Annotated in this window: 11 protein-coding genes; 2 read left to right on the plus strand and 9 right to left on the minus strand. The window is 73.7% G+C overall.

The window, feature by feature from the left end:
• Positions 1 to 141 precede the first annotated feature (141 nt).
• The 4 genes from ACFVIU_RS02635 to ACFVIU_RS02650 all read right to left on the minus strand — a co-directional run bounded on the left by ACFVIU_RS02635 (position 142) and on the right by ACFVIU_RS02650 (position 3,691).
• Positions 142 to 465 carry a hypothetical protein gene (locus ACFVIU_RS02635; protein WP_385840118.1) on the minus strand — a complete coding sequence of 108 codons (324 nt, stop codon included), beginning with the start codon at positions 463 to 465 and terminating at the stop codon, positions 142 to 144.
• Positions 462 to 830, minus strand: a complete 369-nt coding sequence (locus ACFVIU_RS02640) for a WhiB family transcriptional regulator (protein ID WP_103817702.1) — start codon at positions 828 to 830, stop codon at positions 462 to 464. Before ACFVIU_RS02640 ends, ACFVIU_RS02635 begins: the two co-directional genes overlap by 4 nt.
• A 170-nt stretch (positions 831 to 1,000) precedes the next feature.
• Entirely contained in the window at positions 1,001 to 1,330 is a 330-nt protein-coding gene (locus ACFVIU_RS02645; RefSeq protein ID WP_385840119.1) for a hypothetical protein, read from the minus strand.
• 165 nt (positions 1,331 to 1,495) lie between these two features.
• Entirely contained in the window at positions 1,496 to 3,691 is a 2,196-nt protein-coding gene (locus ACFVIU_RS02650) for an ATP-dependent DNA helicase UvrD2 (protein WP_385840121.1), read from the minus strand.
• Between the two features lie 181 nt (positions 3,692 to 3,872).
• Between ACFVIU_RS02650 and ACFVIU_RS02655 the strand changes: the two genes are divergently transcribed.
• Positions 3,873 to 4,115, plus strand: coding sequence for a mycoredoxin (locus ACFVIU_RS02655; protein WP_385840122.1), 243 nt, complete (start codon positions 3,873 to 3,875; stop codon positions 4,113 to 4,115).
• A gap of 104 nt (positions 4,116 to 4,219) precedes the next feature.
• Here the strand turns inward: ACFVIU_RS02655 and nudC are convergent, their stop codons facing one another.
• From nudC to ACFVIU_RS02680, 5 genes are all read right to left on the minus strand, one after another.
• On the minus strand, positions 4,220 to 5,164 hold the full coding sequence (nudC, locus tag ACFVIU_RS02660; RefSeq protein ID WP_385840123.1) for an NAD(+) diphosphatase: 945 nt from the start codon (positions 5,162 to 5,164) through the stop codon (positions 4,220 to 4,222).
• 154 nt (positions 5,165 to 5,318) lie between these two features.
• Entirely contained in the window at positions 5,319 to 6,722 is a 1,404-nt protein-coding gene (locus ACFVIU_RS02665; RefSeq protein ID WP_385840124.1) for a dipeptidase, read from the minus strand.
• A gap of 53 nt (positions 6,723 to 6,775) precedes the next feature.
• A complete protein-coding gene (locus ACFVIU_RS02670) occupies positions 6,776 to 10,255 on the minus strand; it encodes a UvrD-helicase domain-containing protein (RefSeq protein ID WP_385840126.1) in 3,480 nt (1,159 codons plus the stop codon).
• A 158-nt stretch (positions 10,256 to 10,413) separates the two neighbouring features.
• Complete coding sequence (locus ACFVIU_RS02675) at positions 10,414 to 14,034, minus strand: UvrD-helicase domain-containing protein (RefSeq protein ID WP_385840127.1); 3,621 nt, start codon at positions 14,032 to 14,034, stop codon at positions 10,414 to 10,416.
• A gap of 257 nt (positions 14,035 to 14,291) precedes the next feature.
• Entirely contained in the window at positions 14,292 to 14,678 is a 387-nt protein-coding gene (locus ACFVIU_RS02680) for an MGMT family protein (RefSeq protein ID WP_385840128.1), read from the minus strand.
• A gap of 167 nt (positions 14,679 to 14,845) precedes the next feature.
• Here ACFVIU_RS02680 and ACFVIU_RS02685 point away from each other — a divergent pair, with 167 nt between their 5' ends.
• A complete protein-coding gene (locus tag ACFVIU_RS02685) occupies positions 14,846 to 17,674 on the plus strand; it encodes a lysylphosphatidylglycerol synthase domain-containing protein (protein ID WP_385840130.1) in 2,829 nt (942 codons plus the stop codon).
• Positions 17,675 to 17,697 lie beyond the last annotated feature (23 nt).

The following is a 17,697-nucleotide window of genomic DNA, read 5'->3' on the forward strand; positions in this document are numbered from 1 at the left end:
CGCCCCGCGCGGCCGTGACCGCGCCGCGGGCGGGGGCCCGCCCCCACCCCCCGGGGGGGCCGGGGGCCGGCCGCCCGCCGCCCCCCCCGCCGGGGAGGCTGCACCCCCCGGTGCCGGGGGTCACTGCTTCAGGTGTGCGAATTACTGCATGACGGCCATGGCCAGCGCCCGGCGGGCGCGCAGCGAGGCGCGCTCGGCCCGGCGCTGCATCCGCTGGGCGACGACCAGGCTCATGGCCCGGCCCTCCCTGCGGGCGTCATGGAGTCGCTCGTGCATATGCGCACGGGCCAGGGCTTCTTGCATGAGTTGCATCTCTCGGGTCCTGTTCTGGCGCGCCTCGGTGGCGCCGGTGGTGGTGAAGTCTGGGGTCGCGGAGCCTGCGGGCTCGCTGGTGGACGGCTTCATCGGGGCCTGCTTCTTGGGGTCGTGCGTGAGGGGGCGATCGATCGTTCCTGCGGTGTTCATGCCGTGACCGGGTTCTTCCGCGGGCGACCACGCGGCCGCTTCCGGGCGACGACGACACCCTGGACGAACAGCTCGCCGCCCCAGACACCCCAGGGCTCACGCCGCTCCTTGGCGCCGGCGAGGCAGGCCTCCATCAGCGGGCAGGTGCGGCACAGGGACTTGGCGTACTCGACGTCCGCGGGCGACTCGGCGAAGAAGACCTCCGGGTCGTAGGAGCGGCACGGGACGGGTACGCCGAGGTTCTCGATGGCGTCGTCGAGCGCGGTGAGCGCGGTGAGGGGGGTCAAGGTGGAGTCCTCCGTGAGGCCGGGCGGGGGGATCGTTTGCGAAGGCGGTACGGACGGGGCGTGCGCTTCGAGTTGCACGGTTCGTCTTCCTCGTCTGTCGGTCCGGCCGGTTGACCGGGTGGCTTGGTACCGGGTTCTTTCGTTGTCCCGAGGCCCCTTCGTCCCGTCGTCCCCGTTCGGGGAAAACAGAAGGGCCGCGGATCCCGGATGGGGTTCCGCGGCCCTGAAGGCGCCGGCCTGATCGGCGATCAGGCTGGATCACTCCAGGGTTCTGGCCCACGGAAGGCCCACATCAGGTGGTGCTGCGTCGTCTGCTTGCGGAATCCGGCACCGGCCGCCGCAAAGGCATAGGCATGTGCCTGTGCCTCTACCGTTTCCAGTGCCTTGGTCGGTCGCTCGTTCCGCTCATTCCGCTCGCGGACGGGAAGGCCCGCGAGGGACAGGGAGGACGCCGGACGGACGGCACGAATGCCGGACAGACCGGTGCCCTGGTACGAGACGCCGAGCATGGACAGGGAGACGGCCGAGCGATCGGTCATTTTGGCCGTGCTGTTGGTGCTGGTGTTGATGCTGATCACTGGACTCGCCTCCTCTCGGCGTCTCATGGGACTGGGGTGAACCAGTCCGTGCGGATATGCAAGTACAACACGGAGTCCGGCCCTTGGAGAAGGCCGTTGCTTCCGTGCCTAGAACCTATGGGGATTGCCGGGGCATGCGCAAACTATTTTTTCGACGAGTTCGTATCACTCGCTCACGTCGGCGTCCCCGAGTGTCTGGCCTGCGCAGATGGCCAGAACGTCGGCGCCGTAGCTGCGCAGCTTGCGGCTGAGGACGCCGGGGATGCGGGAGAGTTCGGCGGTGTTCTCGGGCCGCGCCTCGGCGATGGCGATCAGGGTGCGGTCGGTGAACACGCAGAAGTCGGGCTGGCCGCTGCGCTCCGCCTGGACCGCCCGCCACTCCCGCAGCCGCTCGTAGAGCCCCTCGTCCATGTCGGAGGGGCAGTCCTCGCAGCGCATCAGTTTCATCTCACCGGCGTCGGTGAGGGTGCGGCCGCAGACCCGGCAGCGGGCCGGGGTGCGCTGGGTGCGGCGGGGTGCGGCGCCGGCGACCGGGGTGGTCCCGCGCTCGACGCTGCCGGCGGCACCGGCGCCGGAGCGGCCGACGGTGGGGGTGGTGCCGGGGCGCAGGCCGTCCAGGAAGCGGCTGGGTCTGCGGTTCGGCCGGCCGCCGGGGGACCGGGACAGCGCCCAGGAGACATGGAGCCGCTCACGGGCGCGGGTGACGCCGACATAGAGGAGGCGGCGTTCCTCCTCGATCTGCTCGTCGGTCTTGGCGTAGGTGATGGGGAGCATGCCCTCGGCGACGCCGACCAGGAAGACGACGTCCCATTCCAGTCCCTTGGCGGCGTGCAGGGAAGCGAGGGTGACGCCCTGCACGGTCGGGGCGTGCTGGGCGTTGCTCCGTTCGTCCAACTCGGCCACGAAATCGGCGAGAGTGGCGCCCGGCCTGGCGGCGGCGAGGTCCTGGGCCAGGCTGAACAGGGCGGCGAGGGACTCCCAGCGCTCCCTGACGGCTCCGGAGCCGGCCGGCGGCTGGTCGGTCCAGCCTTCGCCGGACAGCACGGCCCGCACCTGTGAGGGCAGGTCGACGACGTCGTCCAGCAGGGAGTCGTTGCCTCCGAAGCGGGCGGCGGCGCGCAGGGCCGCGCCCGCCTTGCGCACCTCCGGCCGGTCGAAGAAGCGCTCGGCGCCGCGCAGCTGGTAGGGGACGCCGGCGTCGGCGAGTGCCTGTTCGTAGGTCTCGGACTGGGCGTTCGTACGGAACAGGACGGCGATCTCGGCGGCGGGGACGCCGGCGTCGATCAGTTCGCGGATGCGGCGGGCGGCGCCTTCGGCCTCGGCGGGCTCGTCGGCGTACTCGGTGTAGCCGGGTTCGGGGCCCGCGGCGCGCTGGGAGACCAGTTCCAGCCGGTGGTCGGCGGCGCGGCCGCGGGCCTGGGCGAGCAGGCCGTTGGCGAGGCGCACCACCTGGGGGGTGGAGCGGTAGTCGCGGACCAGTTTGACGACGGTGGCGTGCGGGTGGCGGACGCGGAAGTCGAGGAGGTGGTCGGGGGTTGCGCCCGTGAACGAGTAGATCGTCTGGCTGGCGTCACCGACGACGCACAGGTTGTCGCGGTCGCCGAGCCACAGCTCGAGCAGCCGCTGCTGGAGCGGGCTGACGTCCTGGTACTCGTCGACCACGAAGTGCTGGTACTGGGCGCGGACCTGTTCGGCGATGTCCTGCCGGTCCTGGAGGATGGCGACGGTCAGCAGCAGGACGTCCTCGAAGTCGATCACCGCGCGGTCGCGTTTGGCGTCCTCGTAGGCCGCGTAGAGATGGGCGATCTCGGCCGGGTCACGCGGGGCCTCGCGGCCGGCCTTCGCAGCCGCGTACGGGTAGTCCGCGGGGACGGTCTGGGTGACCTTGGACCATTCGATCTCCGCGGTGACATCGCGCAGCTCGCCCCGGTCGAGCCGGGTGCCGCAGGCGGCGGCCGCGTCCGCGACGAGCTGGAGCTTGCGTTCGGCGATCCGGGGCATGCTGCCACCGATCGCTTTCGGCCAGAAGTACTGGAGCTGACGGAGGGCGGCGGAGTGGAAGGTGCGGGCCTGGACGCCCTGGGCGCCGAGCTGGCGGAGCCGGCCGCGCATCTCTCCGGCGGCGCGGTTGGTGAAGGTGACGGCGAGCACGCTGGACGGCTGGAGGATCCCGGCGCGCACGCCGTAGGCGATGCGGTGGGTGATCGCCCGGGTCTTGCCGGTGCCGGCTCCGGCCAGCACGCACACCGGTCCGTGCAGGGCGGTGGCCACCTCGCGCTGCTCGGGGTCGAGCCCTTCGAGCACCGCGTCGGCCGAGGCCGGTACCTGCGGGAAGAGAGGGGAGTGCGTTGCTGCTGTCACACCGCCATGCTGCCAGGTCGCCCGGGGCTGCCGCGTCGGTTGTCCACAGGCGGGAGGGTTTCGTCGTATTAATGCGGCAGGTGTCACACGGGTCGGTCATACCCCGGGTGGGAATGGCGGGCCGGTGGCTTACGTTCTCCCCCTGGACGACTTTTCCCCAGTCCCGAGGAGCGCGAGACACATGCAGGGCACTGTGACGATGTACAGCACGACGTGGTGCGGCTACTGCCGGCGGCTGAAGAGCCAGCTGGACCGGGAGGGCATCGCCTACACCGAGATCAACATCGAGCAGGACCCCGCGTCCGCCGCCTTCGTGGAGAAGGCGAACGGCGGGAACCAGACGGTTCCGACCGTGCTCTTCGCGGACGGCTCGACGCTGACGAACCCGTCGCTGGCCCAGGTGAAGCAGAAGCTGGCCGCGTGACGCGCTGAGCGGCTGCGCGGCAGCGGGGCGGTCCCTGATCCGTCAGGGGCCGCCCCGCTCTGTTCTGTCCCATACCAGGACGCCGCAGCCTACGTGCGGGTGTCTCAGAAGGAGCCGCGGGTCGGCAGCGGCTTGCCGTACCACATCTCGATCAGCCGGGCGGCGATGGAGATGCCGTAGGGCGGCAGCACCTCGCCGGACTCGAAGGCGTCGTGCAGCTCCTCGCGGGAGAACCAGCGGGCCTCGTGGATCTCGTCGCCGTCGACGTCGATCTCCGTGGTGGTCGCGCGGGCCATGAAGCCGAGCATCAGGCTGGACGGGAAGGGCCAGGGCTGGCTGGCGACGTACTCGACCGGGCCGACGGTGACGCCGACCTCCTCCGACACCTCGCGGCGCACCGCCTGCTCGATGGACTCGCCCGGCTCCACGAACCCCGCGAGCGTGGAGAAGCGGCCCTCGGGCCAGTGCATCTGCCGGCCGAGCAGGATGCGGTCGTCCGCGTCGGTCACGGCCATGATCACGGCCGGGTCGGTGCGCGGGTAGTGCTCGGCTCCGCAGGCCGAGCAGCGGCGGATGTGGCCGGCGGCGGCGATGACCGTGCGCTCCCCGCAGCGGGAGCAGAAGCGGTGGGTGCGCTGCCAGTTCTCCAGGCCGACCGCGTGCACCATGAGCCCGGCGTCGCGCGGCGACAGCAGCAGGCCCGCCTCGCGCAGGCCCGCCGGTCTCGCCGACTGGTCGATCCGGCCGGGCAGCGAGTCCTTCTGGAGCGCGAAGTAGCTCACGCCCTCCTCGTCGATGCCGAGGAAGTAGCGGTGCGCCTCGGTGAGCGGGGCCTCGAACGACGGCGTCATGACCAGCTCGGTCCGGCCGTCCGGTGTCTCGTCGATGAGCACCTGGCCGCCGGAGACCACGAAGCAGCGGGTCGTGGGGTGGCTCCACGCCGCCGCGAGCCAGGCCTCGTCCAGCCGGTGGTGCGCGGCGCGGTCGATGCCGCTCGGAGCGGTCAGCGAGATGGGTCGGTCGGCGGTGTCGTCGGTCCAGGTGGTCACGGGTGCTTCCAACTCCCCCAGTGGCGGCGGTTCGGTTCGGCGGGCGGTTCGGCGGGACACGGAGTGGGCGGCACCGGGCCGGGCGCGGGCGGGGCGGGCGGGGCGTCCCTCCAGTGTGCCCCGCGCGCGATGCCGTCCGTACGGCGCCGTCCGGTCAGGATGCGGGACGCCAGTTCTCGGCCAGGTCGCCCCACAGGTACGCGCTGGTCTCGACGCCCTTGAGGAGCAGGTCCAGTTCGACCTTCTCGTTCGGGGCGTGCCAGCCGTCGGAGGGGACGGAGATGCCCAGGAAGAGCACGGGGGCTCCGAGGACTTCCTGGAGGTCGGCGGCGGGGCCGGAGCCGCCCTCGCGGGTGTAGCGGACGGGGCTCTGGAAGGCGCGGCCCATCGCGCGGGCCACGGACTCCAGCGCGGGGTGGCCGAGCGGGGTCAGACAGGGGCGCGTGGCGGAGCCGAAGTCGATCTCGCAGCGGATGCCGGCGGGTATCTGGTCGGCGACCCAGGCGCGGACGGCCTTCTCGATGTGGTCCGGCTCCTGGCCCGCGACCAGCCGGAACGACAGCTTGACCAGCGCCGTGGACGGGATGATCGTCTTGCTGCCGGCGCCCTGGTAGCCGCCGCCGATGCCGTTGACCTCGGCGGTCGGGCGGGCCCAGATGCGCTCCAGGGTGGTGTGTCCGGCCTCGCCCTGGGCGGCGTAGGACTTGGCGGTGCGCAGCCAGCGCTCCTCGTCGAAGGGCAGCTCGGCGAAGAGTTCGCGCTCGCGGTCGGTCAGCTCGACGATGCCGTCGTAGAAGCCGGGGACCGCCACGCGCGCGTGCTCGTCGTGCAGGGCGGCGACCAGGCGGGCGACGGCGGTGGCCGGGTTGGGCACGGCGCCGCCGAAGGATCCGGAGTGGATGTCCTGGTCGGGGCCGTACAGCCGGATCTCGCACTCGGCGAGGCCGCGCATGCCGGTGCACACGGTGGGGGTGTCCTCCGCCCACATGCCGGTGTCGGAGACGATCACGGCGTCGGCGGCGAGCCGCTCGGCCCGCTGCTCCACCAGGGCCCGGAAGTGCGGGGAGCCGGACTCCTCCTCGCCCTCGACGAGCAGCTTCAGGTTGACGGCGGGGGCGGTGCGGCCGGTGGCGGCGAGGTGGGCGCGGACGCCCAGTGTGTGGAAGAACACCTGGCCCTTGTCGTCGGCCGCACCGCGCGCGTAGAGGCGGTTGTCGCGGACGACCGGCTCGAAGGGCTCGCTGTCCCAGCCGTCCTCGCGGGCGGCGGGCTGCACGTCGTGGTGGCCGTAGACCAGGACGGTCGGCGCGTCCGGGTCGCCCGAGGGCCACTCGGCGAACACGGCCGGGGCGCCGTCGGTCGGCCAGATCTCGGCGGTCGGGAAGCCGGTCTCGCGCAGCTTGGCGGCGAGCCATTCGGCGCTGCGCCGTACGTCGGGCGCGTGCTCGGGCTGGGCCGACACGGAAGGGATGCGCAGCCATGCGGCGAGGTCGTCGAGGAAGGCGGCGCGATGCTGCTCGATGTACGTGCGGACGGCGCTGTCCGGGGTCTGGCTCATGCTCACGAGCCTATCGGCCCGCACCGACATCCTCGGCGGGCGGTTCGTCACACCTAGGTTCCGCCCCGTGTCACTTCGGTGACACCGGGGCCCGGTTCCGGTTCGCCGTCGAGCAGCCGCTCCAGCGCGGCCCGGTCCGGGAGGTGCGCGGGGCGTACGACCTCACCGCTGCGCACGTACAGGAAGGCGGCCGTGACCGAGGCGAGCGGCACGCCCTGCTGCTCGGCCCAGGCCAGGCGGTACACCGCGAGCTGGAGCGGGTCGGCGGTGCGGTGGTGACCGGTCTTCCAGTCCACGATCTCGTACGTCGCCGACGACCCGTGTCCGTTCCGGTAGACGGCGTCGATGCGGCCGCGGACGACACGGCCGGCGAGCGTGAGCTGGAAGGGCGCCTCCACCCGGTACGGGGTGCGCCGGGCGTACTCGGTGCGTTCGAAGGCCTCTTTCAGGGCTTCCAGGTCGCGCTCGTCGCTGATCTCGGCGTCGCTGCCCGGCAGCTCGTCCGGTTCCAGCAGGGGCAGCGTCAGCTCCTCGAAGCGGGCCTCGACCCAGGCGTGGAAGCGGATGCCCCGGCGCGCGGCCGGTTGTGGGGGGCGCGGCATGGGGCGTGCGAGTTCCTGTGCGAGCCCGTCCGGGTCGGCGGCGAGAAGCAGCAGCTGGGACGCGGTCAGGCTGGCGGGCAGCGGAACGTCCGTGACGGTCCTGCGGGCGCGCAGCAGCTCGCCGGTGAGGGCGTCCAGGTCGCGGTCCCAGGAGGCGACGGTGCGGGCCTCCTCGGGGGTCAGCTCCTCCTCGGGGGTGCGCTCGTCCCGGGTGGGGCGGGGTTCCGGCTCGGCGGGGGCGGTCGCCTGGTGCGGGACCGTCGGCCGGTCCGCTCCCCAGGAGTCCCAGTCGTCGGGATCGTCGTACGGGGGTTCGTCGCCGTAGGCGTCCGGGCCGTACGGATCCTCGTCGTCCGGGGGCGGGGGCCAGTCGGGATCCTCGAAGGCGGCGGGGTCGTGGGCCGCGGGCGGGGGGCCGTCCGGCTGGGCGGCCAGGGTGTCCAGGTGGGCGAGGACGGTCTCGGCGGCCGCGCGGCGGCGAGCCAGCGCCGCGGCGTCCAGCGGCAGCGGCCACACCTGGTCGGCCGTGGGCGTGCCGAGGGCCGGGTTCTCCTCGTCCTCGGCGGGTTCCTCGGCCCAGGCCTCGATCTCGCCGTGTCCGGCCGCGCAGTGGTCGTACAGGGCCTTGAGGAAGTCGGAGGGGCCGCGCGGCTTCTTCTGGCTGGGGCCCCACCAGTGGCCGGAGCCGAGCAGCAGGGACCGCGGGCGGGTGAAGGTGACGTAGCCGAGGCGCAGCTCCTCGGTGTGCTGGTGCTCCTTCATGGCCTCGTGGAACGCCTTCATGCCGCGCGCGTCCCAGGATCCGGCGTCGGGCAGGGTGTCGGCGTCGCCGCGCAGGGCGTGCGGGACCACCTTGGCCTGCGCGGTCCACTTCTCGCGGCCCTGGGCGCTGGGGAAGGTGCCGCTGACCAGGCCGGGCACGGCGACGACGTCCCACTCCAGGCCCTTGGACTTGTGCGCGGTGAGCACCTTGACGGTGTTCTCGCCGCCGGGCAGCGCGTTGTCGAGGCCCTTCTCGTACTGGGCGGCGGTGCGCAGGAAGCCGAGGAAGGCCAGCAGGGTGGCCTCGCCGTCGCTCGCCGCGAAGGAGGCGGCGACGTCGAGGAAGTTGGACAGGGTCTCGCGGCGGCGGGCGGCCAGGGCGTGCGGGGACGCCGACAGCTCCACCTCCAGGCCGGTGACGGCCAGGACCCGGTGCAGTACGTCCATCAGCGGGTCGGCCAGCGAGCGGCGCAGTTCGCGCAGCTCGGTGGCCAGGCGGGCGAAGCGCACGCGCGCGTCCGGCGAGAACGGCAGCCCGTCGTCGTCCGCGGCGGTCTCCACGGGTGCGTCGACGAAGGTGTCGAGGGCGTCGGCGAGCGATATCACCTCGGACGGGTCGACCCCCTCCACGGCCGCGGCGAGCCGGCGGTCCGGGTCGTCGGTGTCCGCCACGCGCGCGTGGGCGACCAGCAGCCGGGCCCGCCGGCCCAGCAGGGCGAGATCGCGCGGGCCGATGCGCCAGCGCGGGCCGGTCAGCAGCCGCACCAGGGAGGCGTTGGCGCCCGGGTCCTGGAGCACCTCGCAGACGGCGACGAGGTCGGCGACCTCGGGCAGATGCAGCAGCCCGGACAGGCCGACCACCTCGACGGGGATGTCCCGGGTGACGAGGGCGCCCTGGATCTCGGCGAAGTCGGTGGCCGTACGGCACAGCACGGCGATCTCGCCGGGGGGCGTGCCGGTGTGCACGAGGTGGGCGACGGAGTCGGCGATCCAGTCGATCTCCTCGGCGTGGGTGCGCAGCAGCGCGCAGCGGACCGTGCCGTCGTACTCGGCGCCGGGGGCCGGGCGCAGGGCCTGCACGCCCGCGTGCATGGCGCGCAGCGGCTCGGCGAGGCCGTTGGCGAGGTCGAGGAGGCGGCCGCCGCTGCGGCGGTTCTCGCTGAGCGCCTGCCGGGTGGCGGGGCGGCCGTCGGCGTGGGCGAAGTGCGTGGGGAAGTCGTCGAGGTTGGCGACGGAGGCGCCGCGCCAGCCGTAGATGGCCTGGCAGGGGTCGCCGACGGCGGTCACCGGGTGGCCGGTGCCCGCACCGAACAGCCCGGCCAGCAGGACGCGCTGGGCGACGGAGGTGTCCTGGTACTCGTCCAGGAGGACGACGCGGAACTCCTCGCGCAGCAGCCGGCCCACCTCGGGGATGCGGGCGAGACGGGCGGACAGGGCGATCTGGTCGCCGAAGTCGAGCAGGTCGCGCTCGCGCTTGGCGGCCCGGTAGCGCTGGACGAGATCGGCGAGTTCCCGGCGCGCGGCGGCGGTCTCGGGGACCTTGCGCAGGTCGGCGTTGGTGAGCTTGGCGCCGTGCAGGGTGTCCAGCAGGTCGGCGTCCCAGGCGCGCAGTTCCTCGGGGGTGACGAGGTGTTCGGACAGTTCGGCGTCGAGTGCGAGCAGGTCGCTGACCAGGTCGGCGAAGGAGCGGGTCAGCGCCGGGTAGGGGCCGGGCGCCTCGCGCAGCACACGGGCGGCGAGCTGATAGCGGGTGGCGTCGGCGAGCAGCCGGGAGGTGGGCTCCAGGCCGAGGCGCAGACCGTGGTCGGTGAGCAGCCGTCCGGCGAAGGCGTGGTAGGTGGAGATCACCGGCTCGCCCGGCGGATTGTCCGGGTCGATGACGTCGGGGTCGGTGACGCCGGCCTTGATGAGTGCCTTGCGGACGCGTTCGGCCAGCTCGCCCGCGGCCTTGTTGGTGAAGGTCAGGCCGAGGACCTGTTCCGGCGCGACCTGTCCGGTGCCGACCAGCCAGACCACGCGGGCCGCCATCACGGTCGTCTTGCCCGATCCGGCTCCGGCCACGATGACCTGCGGGGCGGGCGGCGCGGTGATGCAGGCCGTCTGCTCCGGGGTGAACGGGATGCCGAGAAGCTCCTTGAGCTGCTCGGGGTCGGTGATACGGGCGGGCATGTCGGAAAAGGCTAGCGGCGGGCACTGACAGCCGAGCGCACATCCACCGGTCCGGGCGGAGAAGACGCAGGTCAGCGGCGGTCGTGCCGTGCGTCACTCCCCCGGCGGCCGTGCGTCACCCCCCCCGGTGGCCGTGCGTCACTCCCGCCGGTGTCGGCTCACTCGACCACGTGCCGGCCCTCGGGCCGGGCGCTGCACGAGGCGCGGAAGGCGCAGTGGGTGCAGTGCTGGCCGGTGCTCGGGGTGAACCGCTCGTCCAGGACCTTCCCGGCTGCGGTGGCCAGCAGGTCGCCGACCCACTCCCCCGACAGCGGCTCCTGCGCCTGCGTCCTGGGCAGGGTCTCGCCGCCGTCGCGTTTGGCGGCGCCCTGTCTGAGGTGGACCAGTTCGGCGCCGCCCGGATCGGGGCGGGCGTCGGCGAAGGCGGTGTCGACGGCGCCCTCGCGGACGGCGAGCTGGTAGACGGCCAGCTGGGGGTGGCGGGCCACCTCGGCGGCGCTGGGCGCCTGCTTGCCGGTCTTGAAGTCGACCACATAGGCCCGGCCGTCGCCGTCGGTCTCCACGCGGTCCATCTGGCCCCGGATGCGGACCTGGTAGCCGCCCGCTTCGAGGGTGACGTCGAAGTCCTGCTCGCTGGCCACCGGGGTGCGCCCGGCGCGGTCCAGGACGTGCCAGTTCAGGAAGCGCTCGAGCGCCACGCGCGCGTTGTCCTTCTCCTGCCGGGACTTCCAGGGCGCGTCGAAGGCGAGCGCGTTCCACACCGAGTCGAGGCGCTCCATGAGCACATCGAGGTCGGCCGGGGTACGGCCGGAGGCGACCTCGTCGGCGAGGACGTGGACGACGTTGCCGAAGCCCTGCGCGGTCGTCGCGGGCGCGTCCGCCTTGACCTCGCGGCCGAGGAACCATTGCAGCGCGCAGGTGTTGGCGAGCTGGTCGAGCGCGCTGCCGGAGAGGACGACGGGCTCGTCGGGGCGGCGCAGCGGCACCCTGCTCTCGGTGGGCTCGAACATCCCCCACCAGCGGTAGGGGTGCGCGGACGGCACCAGCGGGCGGCCGTCCTCGTCGGCGAGCGCGGCCAGCCGGGCCAGCCGGCGGGCGGCCGCCTCGCGCAGCGCGGCGGACACGCGCGGATCGACCGTGGTCGCGCGCAGCTCGGCGACGAGTGCGGCGACCGACAGCGGACGGCGCGGACGGCCGGTGACGTCCTTCGGCTCGACGCCGAGTTCGGTCAGGAACCGGGAGGGCTGGTCGCCGTCGTCGGCCGGGGCCTTCACGGCGGTGACGACGAGCCGTTCACGCGCGCGCGTGGCGGCGACGTAGAACAGGCGGCGTTCCTCGGCGAGCAGCGCGCCCGGGGTCAGCGGTTCGGCGAGTCCGTCCCGGCCGATCCGGTCGGCCTCCAGCAGCGAGCCGCGCCGGCGCAGGTCGGGCCAGAGCCCCTCCTGGACGCCGGCGACGACGACCAGCCGCCACTCCAGGCCCTTGGCGCGGTGCGCGGTCATCAGGCGGACGGCTTCGGGCCGCACCACGCGGCGGGTGAGGGTGTCGGCCGCGATGTCCTCGGCCTCGATCTCCTCCAGGAAGTTCAGGGCGCCACGGCCTCCGGTGCGCTCCTCCGCGCGCGCGGCGGTGGCGAACAGCGCGCAGACGGCGTCCAGGTCGCGGTCGGCGTTGCGGCCCGCCGCGCCGCCGCGCCGGGCGGCCCGCTCCAGCCGCCCGGGCCAGGGTGTGCCGTCCCAGAGGTCCCACAGTGCCTCCTCGGCCGTGCCGCCGGCCGCGAGGCGTTCCCGTGCGGTGCGCAGCAGCGCGCCGAGGCGCTGCGCACCGCGCGCGTAGGCCGGGTCGTGCACCGCCAGGCGCTCGGGCTCCGCGAGCGCCCGCGTGAGCAGCTCGTCGGACGGCGGCGGCAGCGGATTCCCGGCGGCCCGCTCCTCGTCGCGCAGGGCACGCCCGAGACGACGTAGATCGGCGGCGTCCATACCGGCGAGGGGGGAGGCGAGCAGGGTGAGCGCGGTCTCGGTGTCCAGCCAGCAGTCGCCCAGGGCAGAGGCGCCGGCACCGTCGGCGGAGGGTGCTCCGTCGGCCGGGCCGGAGGCTTCGCCGGGCGAGGGTGCTCCGTCAGCCTGGTCAGAGGCTTCGCCGAGCGAGGGTGCTCCGTCAGCCTGGTCAGAGGCTTCGCCGGACGAGGTCCCCATGCCGGGAGCCACCTCGCGGGAGCCCGGCTCGCCGGGTGCCGCCTCGGCGTCGGCCACCCCGGAGGCCGCCTCAGAGGAGGTCCCGGCCGGAGCCGCCTCACCGGAGCCCGCCCCGCCGGAGGCCGTCCCGCCGGAGGCCGTCTCCGTGTCGGTCGCCGGGATCGTCGGCCGCGTGCCTTCCTGGCGCCGCGCTTCCGCGGTGGCGACCGCGCGGAGGGCTGTCAGCAGGGGGGCCACGGCCGGTTCGTGGCGCAGCGGGAGATCGTCGCCGTCGATGTCCAGGGGGACACCGGCCGCGGTGAGGGCGCGGCGGAGGGTGGGCAGGCTGCGGGAGCCGGCCCGTACCAGGACGGCCATCTCGCGCCAGGGGACGCCGTCCTCCAGGTGCGCCCGGCGCAGGATGTCCGCGATGTTGTCCATCTCCGTACCGAGCGTCGGGTACGTGTAGACCTCGACGCGGCCGCCGTCCCGTACGGCCGTCGGCTCGCGGTGGGTGCGGACCGTGTCGGCGGGCAGCCGGGGCAGGGGCATGCGCTGGGTGATCAGCCGGGTCGCGGCCAGCAGGGCGGCTCCGGAGCGCCGGGAGGTGCGCAGCACCTGCACGGGCGCGGGGCGTCCGTCCGGGCGCGGGAAGGCCGCGGGGAAGTCGAGGATGCCGTTCACGTCGGCGCCCCGGAAGGTGTAGATCGACTGGTCGGGATCGCCGAAGGCCACCAGGGTGCGGCCGCCGCCGGCCAGCGCGTGCAGGAGCCGCACCTGGGCGGGGTCCGTGTCCTGATACTCGTCCACGTACACGGCGTCGTACTGGCCGGCGAGCCGGGCGGCGACCTCGGGGCGGCGGGCGAGCAGCACCGCGCGGTGGACGAGTTCCGCGTAGTCGATCACGCCCTGGAGGTCGAGCACGTCGAGGTACTCGGCGAGGAACGCCGCGGCCGCCCGCCAGTCGGGGCGGCCGGTACGGCGGGCGAAGGCGTCCAGCGCGGCGGGCGCGAGCCCCAGCTCACGGGTGCGGGCGAGCACCGCGCGGACCTCGTCGGCGAAACCGCGTGTGGTGAGGCAGGCGCGCAGCTCGTCCGGCCAGCGCACATGGTTCAGGCCGAGCCGCTCCAGCTCGGGCTGACCGGCGAGCAGCTCACGGACGGTGACGTCCTGCTCGGGGCCGGAGAGCAGACGCAGCGGCTCGGCGAACAGGCCGCTGTCCTGGTGGGCGCGGAGCAGGGCGTAGGCGTACGAGTGGAAGGTGGTCGCCCGGGGCGCGCGGGCGGCACCGATGCGCAGGGCCATGCGGTCGCGCAGGTCGACGGCCGCCTTGCGGCTGAAGGTGAGGACCAGGATCCGCTCGGGGTCGGCGCCCCGCGCGATGCGCCCGGCGACGGACTCGACCAGGGTGGTGGTCTTTCCGGTGCCGGGGCCAGCGAGGACGAGCAGCGGGCCCGAGCCGTGGTCGACCACGGTCTGCTGGGCCGCGTCCAGGCGAGGGGAGTCCACGCGGTCCGGCGGGGTACGAACCAGTCGGTAAGCGCCACGGCTCCCCGGCCGCACCTGGGGGTGCGGCTGGTGCCTGGTGGAGGAAGAGGAGCTCACGTGGTCGGCCGGTCCTGGTGGTTGTGCTGGTGGGCAGGCGGTCACGCGCGCGAGGCGGTGGCCGCGGGGTGAAGGGGACACGCGCAGCCGACGCTACGCCGCGGCTCAGGGCGGAAGGAGGACTTCCGTTTCTTCCCTCGCGGCGCCCGCGTCACGCGAGTCCCGTACCCATCGAACGTACGTCATGCCCCGGGTGTCCCCGCCGTCACCCGTTCGGACCACGGCTCGTCCCCGGCGGCCGCCGATGGCGGAAGCTGTCAGGTGTGAGCCTCAGCACCTGCGCCGCCGTCCCAGCGGGCGCGCCGCATGTCGAGCCGCGGCAGATGGCCCTCCGCGGCCCGGCCCGCCTGCTTCAGCGGCGTGCCCTCCGCGCGGTAGTGGGCGAGCGCCCGCAGCTCGTGCCCGGGCAGCAGCACGCCGTCGGCCCGTACGACCCGCCACCACGGCACCGCGCCGCCGTAGAGGGACATCACCCGGCCGACCTGGCGGGGACCTCCCTCCTCGAGCCACTCGGCGACGTCCCCGTAGGTCATCACCCGGCCGGGCGGGATCAGCTCGGCGACCTGGAGGACCCGCTCCGCGTACTCCGGCAGCGCGTCGCCGTGCGCCTCTGGGGTGTCCCCGGCGGGGCTCTGCTCGCTCATTCGGCCCATCCTGCCGCACCCCTCCGACAGCGCGGCCCACTCGCTCCGCGGCTGCGCTTCCGGCAGACTGTGCGCCCGCGCATCCGCACCCTGATGCCCGCGCGTGTCGGCGGGGCATGCCACCATCGTGCGGGCGGTGACCGGTGATACGAGACCAAGAAGAGACCATGAATCAGCAGGGTGTGCACCCCGAAGGCGCGGCGGGCACCCCTGGCGCCGCCGCGCGCCCCGGCCCCGCCCCCGCGGGCGATGACGCCCAGAAGGCGCACGGGGACGACACCAGCAGACCCACGGACGACGCCACGCGCGCGCGGGGCGACGACACCGCGGCCGAGGGGGAGCACATCCCCCAGAATCCGCCGCCCGACCGCGGCGCCGGCGACGACGCGCACGCCGAGGCGGTGGAGGGCGACGAACCCCTGCTCCCCGCGCGCGTGCACCGCCCCTCCGACCTGATGCGGCTCCTGGTCGGCGTGCTCGCCATCGTCGTGGTGCTGGCGATCGCCGGATTCGCGCACGGCACCACCTCGGGCCTCGAACAGGACATCAACAAGGGCACCGGCCAGGCCCCCGACCTGCTGATCAGATTCGCCGGGCTGGCGTCCAGCATCGCGATCCTGCTGGTCCCGGTCGCCTTCGCGATCGAGCGGCTGATCAAACGCGACGGGCTGCGCATCGCCGACGGCGTCCTGGCGGCCGTCCTCGCCCACGGTGTGACCCTGGCCACCGACCTGTGGGTCGCCCGGGCCGCCCCGGACTCGATCCAGGAGGCGCTGACCCAGCCCGCGCCGGGCGACCTGCACGCGCTCACCGACCCGGTGCACGGCTATCTGGCGCCCGTCATCGCCTATATGACGGCCGTCGGCATGTCCCGCAGACCCCGCTGGCGCGCGGTGCTGTGGATCGTGCTGCTGCTCGACGCGTTCTCGATGCTGGTCACCGGCTACACGACACCGTTCTCGATCATCCTGACGGTGCTGATCGGCTGGACCATCGCCTACGGCACCCTGTACGCCGTCGGCTCGCCCAATGTGCGGCCCACCGGGCAGACCCTGATGGCGGGCCTCAGGCACGTCGGTTTCCGCCCGCTCAGCGCGGCCCGCGAGGAGACCTCCGAGACGGAGAACGGCGACCGCGGCCGGCGCTACTTCGTCACCCTGGAGGACGGTCCGCCGCTGGACGTCACGGTCGTCGACCGGGAGCAGCAGGCGCAGGGCTTCTTCTACCGGGCCTGGCGCAACCTGACCCTGCGCGGCTTCGCCACCCGCTCCAGCCTGCAATCCCTGCGTCAGGCCCTGGAGCAGGAGGCGCTGCTGGCGTACGCGGCGATCGCGGCGGGCGCCAACGCGCCCAAGCTGATCGCCACCTCCGAGCTGGGCCCCGACGCGGTGATGCTCGTCTACGAGCACACCGGCGGGCGCACCCTGGACTCGCTGGCCGACGAGGAGATCACCGACGAGCTGCTGCGGAACACCTGGCAGCAGGTGCGGGCGTTGCAGTCCCGGCGCATCGCACACCGCAGGCTGGCCGGTGACGCGGTTCTGGTGGATCGTTCCGGCACGGTGATCCTCACGGAGCTGCGCGGCGGCGAGATCGCGGCCGGCGATCTGCTGCTGCGCATGGACGTGGCCCAGCTGCTCACCACCCTCGGACTGCGCGTGGGTGCCGAGCGGGCCGTGGCCTCGGCGGTCCGGGTGCTCGGGCCGGACGCGGTCGCCGACTGTCTGCCGCTGCTCCAGCCGATCGCCCTGACCCGCTCCACGCGCGCGACGCTGCGCAGACTGGCCCGGGAGCGGGCCCAGCGCGAGCGTGAGGCGGTCCTGGAGGCCTCCCGGCAGGCCAAGCAGGCCCGGCTGGAGGAAGCCGCGCAGGACGACGGCGCGGGCGTCTCCGCCAAGGCCGGCAGAAAGGCCGACAAGAAGGCCGTACGCGCCGAGGCCCGGGCCGAGAAGCGGGCCATCGACGAAGCCATCGAGGAAGCGCGCGAGGAGGATCTGCTCACCCAGATCCGCCACGAGGTGCTGCGGATCAGGCCGCAGGCACCGGTGGAGCCGGCCCGGCTGGAGCGGGTGCGGCCGCGCACCCTGATCAGTTTCATCGCCGGTGCCATCGGCGCGTACTTCCTGCTGACGCAGCTCACGCACATCGAGTTCGGTCCGCTGGTCGCCCACGCGCAGTGGGGCTGGGTCGTGGCGGCCGTGCTGTTCTCGGCGGTCAGCTATGTCGCGGCGGCGATGCAGCTGCTGGGGTTCGTGCCCGAGCGGGTGCCGTTCCTGCGGGCGGCGGCGGCCCAGGTCGCCGGCTCGTTCGTGAAGATCGTGGCACCGGCCGCGGTGGGCGGTGTGGCCCTCAACACGCGGTACCTCCAGCGTGCGGGGGTCCGGCCGGGGCTCGCGGTGGCGAGCGTGGGCGCGTCGCAGCTGGCGGGGCTCGGCTGCCACATCCTGATGCTGCTGTCCTTCGGCTATCTCACCGGCACCGAGAAGACGCCGTCCCTGTCGCCGTCCCGGACGGTCATCGCGGGTCTGCTGACGGTCGCGGTGCTGGTGCTCGTGGTGACCTCGGTGCCGTTCCTGCGGAAATTCGTCGTCACGCGCGTGAGGTCGCTGTTCGCGGGTGTGGTGCCTCGCATGCTCGACGTGCTCCAGCGGCCGCAGAAGCTCATCACCGGCATCGGCGGCATCCTGCTGCTGACCTTCTGCTTCGTGATGTGCCTGGACGCCTCCATCCGGGCGTTCGGCGACGGTTCGACCTCGCTGAGCATCGCCAGCGTCGCCGTGGTCTTCCTCGCCGGCAACGCGCTCGGATCCGCGGCGCCCACCCCGGGCGGCGTGGGCGCGGTGGAGGCGACCCTCACGGTCGGTCTGATCGCCGTCGGCCTGCCCAAGGAGGTCGCCGCGCCGGCCGTGCTTTTGTACCGGCTGCTGACCCTGTGGCTCCCGGTACTGCCGGGCTGGCTGGCCTTCAACCACCTGAGCCGCAAGGGAGCCCTGTAGCGGCCCCGGCGCGGGCCGCCGGC

This window comes from Streptomyces sp. NPDC127190, from assembly GCF_042672505.1.
In the GTDB taxonomy this organism is placed as follows: Bacteria; Actinomycetota; Actinomycetes; order Streptomycetales; family Streptomycetaceae; genus Streptomyces.

Excerpts from the sequence above, each read along its gene's own strand:
- ACFVIU_RS02635 (WP_385840118.1), bottom strand. The coding sequence starts at position 465 with ATGAACACCGCAGGAACGATCGATCGCCCCCTCACGCACGACCCCAAG.
- ACFVIU_RS02655 (WP_385840122.1), top strand. The coding sequence starts at position 3,873 with ATGCAGGGCACTGTGACGATGTACAGCACGACGTGGTGCGGCTACTGC.
- ACFVIU_RS02665 (WP_385840124.1), bottom strand. The coding sequence starts at position 6,722 with ATGAGCCAGACCCCGGACAGCGCCGTCCGCACGTACATCGAGCAGCAT.
- ACFVIU_RS02670 (WP_385840126.1), bottom strand. The coding sequence starts at position 10,255 with ATGCCCGCCCGTATCACCGACCCCGAGCAGCTCAAGGAGCTTCTCGGC.
- ACFVIU_RS02680 (WP_385840128.1), bottom strand. The coding sequence starts at position 14,678 with ATGAGCGAGCAGAGCCCCGCCGGGGACACCCCAGAGGCGCACGGCGAC.
- ACFVIU_RS02685 (WP_385840130.1), top strand. The coding sequence starts at position 14,846 with ATGAATCAGCAGGGTGTGCACCCCGAAGGCGCGGCGGGCACCCCTGGC.